We start from the raw sequence: 2102 nt of genomic DNA on the forward strand, positions 1-2102 counted from the left end.
TGATGTGCGTATTTATGCATGTTAATTCACGTTTGTGAACGATTTAATGGCTCATCCCGCAGCAATGCGGACGCAGTTCTCAATCTGAAAGGCTGAAATTCATCATGCACATTGCCCATACCGCACTCTGGACCCGTGATCTCGATGTCGCTGCCGCCTTCTGGCAGCGCTATTTTGGCGCCACGGTGGGCGAGGCCTATCACAGCAAACGGCGTGAGGGTTTTGTGTCGCGGTTCGTGCAGCTGCCGGAAAGCACAGACCAGATCGAGCTGATGGCCGGCCCATGGATCCGCGGCGGGCTGGATCATGACCATGTCGGCTGGGACCATATTGCCATTTCACTGGGCAACCGGGATGCGGTGGATGCGCTGGCGCGCCGCTGTGTGGCCGATGGCTGCCTGATGTCGGGTCCGCGCCTGACGGGTGATGGTTTTTACGAGGCCGTGATCATGACACCGGATGGCACGCCGGTGGAAATTACCGAGTAACGAACACAGCATGTTTGCCAATCGCCACCCACGGAAACGTTGCACTTTTCGTCTGGCGTAAGCTGGCGGCGGCTGATGTCAAACATCATCCGCCGCCAGCCTTATATCTGGGCCAAGCTGGCCTCACACAAGCCGCGCCGTGCGGTTAAAGGCCGCCACCAGCAGGCAGACACCAAGTGTGATGAAGGGCGCAATGGCGTGACTATATTCGCCATTGTAGATCACGGTCGATACAGCCCCCGTCATCACGCACGCGCCGAGGATCGCGCCAAACAGGCGGTAGCGGCTGATCAACAGCGCCGCCGCCGTCAGCTCCAGCGCACCAGTCAGGTAATGGAACCAGTCGGGATAACCCCAACGCAGGTAATCATCCTGAATGGTGCCGGGGGCGATAATATTCATGATGCCGCCAAAGGCGAAAAATGCCGCCAGAAGAAAGCGGAGTATGGTCATCCCGTGTGGTCTACGCATCGTTTGATCCCCGGTGGGTGTGGTTGCTGTGAAGGGCCGAACGGCCAGTTTGTTTTGTTGTGTAGGGTTGGTAGGCGCCGTTCAGAAATATTGTCACCGCCCGGTCAACCATGGCCTCGATCTCATGCTCATTCAGCGGTGGCTGCAGGCCAACCAGCGCCTTCAGCTGCGGTGTTGCCACCGTCAGGTTGATGAAATCTTCTGCCAGCCGTTCGGCCTCACAATCTGCCCGCAGCAGACCCACCGCCTGGCCATCCCTGATCCATTGGCTCAAAACCCGCTGCCCATTCATGTAACCGGCATCCCAGATGGATTGGGCAAGGGCAGGGAACCGGCCGCCCTCCGAAATCATCATGCGGTGCAGGGCAAGGGTGCGTGGCGCCAGCACAATATCCAGCATGCCCCTGCCAAACAGCCTAAGCGATTTTTCCGGGTCGGCACCATCAATCACCATGTCGTTCAGCGGCGCGGAAATCTCGTCGCACAGCGCCACCACAGCTTCCGTAAACAGGCCCTGTTTGCCACCGAAATGATCGTAAACATTGCGGCGTGATCCACCGACCTGCGAAATCAGCGCATCAAGCGAGGCGGCCTGATAGCCATCCTCCAGAAACATGGTGATCGCCGCTTCCTTCAAGGCGTCAATGCGCTCCTTGCCCTTGGCCGTGCGGTGTTCGGCGCTCATCTCATGCCCCGGTGTGTTTGTGCTGTTGGTGGCATGGTACTGTGCCGTACCATTTTCTGCAAGCGACCTTGGCTGAATTGGCTTTGGTCAAATTGTCGCGGAATTTTCGAGCACCAACAGCCTGTTTTATTTCCCTAAATTCCGCCGAAAACACGGGAAGAACGGGAAACAACGTTCAGTTTCATGTCAGCAAACCGCAGCATCTTGCAACCATGAGCGGTGCCGCAACCGGAACTGGTTTTTGCGTGCGGTTTGCGGTTCCGTTCATCAGGGTTCACCACAGGGATGATATTGATGCAGTCCTATTCACCAATGCAGAAACTGCTCCACTGGAGCGTCACCGGCCTTGTTGCCTTTAACCTGCTGCTGCCGGATGGCATGAACGCCTGGCAACGCATGACCGACCGCGGGCAGGTGCCGACAGCTGCTGATATTTCTGCGGCCAATATTCATGCCTA

3 protein-coding genes and 1 pseudogene are annotated in these 2102 nt (G+C 57.3%); 2 read left to right on the forward strand and 2 right to left on the reverse strand.

Going from position 1 to position 2102, the window contains the following annotated elements:
- Nucleotides 1-104: 104 nt before the first annotated feature.
- Complete coding sequence (locus RT613_RS20930; protein ID WP_313618311.1) at nt 105-488, forward strand: VOC family protein; 384 nt, start codon at nt 105-107, stop codon at nt 486-488.
- Between the two features lie 123 nt (nt 489-611).
- Here the strand turns inward: RT613_RS20930 and RT613_RS20935 are convergent, their stop codons facing one another.
- On the reverse strand, nt 612-959 hold the full coding sequence (locus RT613_RS20935; RefSeq protein ID WP_313618312.1) for a DoxX family protein: 348 nt from the start codon (nt 957-959) through the stop codon (nt 612-614).
- On the reverse strand, nt 952-1644 hold the full coding sequence (locus RT613_RS20940; RefSeq protein ID WP_313618313.1) for a TetR/AcrR family transcriptional regulator: 693 nt from the start codon (nt 1642-1644) through the stop codon (nt 952-954). The genes RT613_RS20935 and RT613_RS20940 overlap by 8 nt, the downstream gene beginning before the upstream one ends.
- A 285-nt stretch (nt 1645-1929) precedes the next feature.
- Here RT613_RS20940 and RT613_RS20945 point away from each other — a divergent pair.
- Nucleotides 1930-2102: pseudogene (locus tag RT613_RS20945) on the forward strand (cytochrome b); the annotation flags it as partial.

The sequence above is a fragment of the Agrobacterium sp. genome (assembly GCF_032092815.1).
Lineage (GTDB): Bacteria > Pseudomonadota > Alphaproteobacteria > Rhizobiales > Rhizobiaceae > Agrobacterium.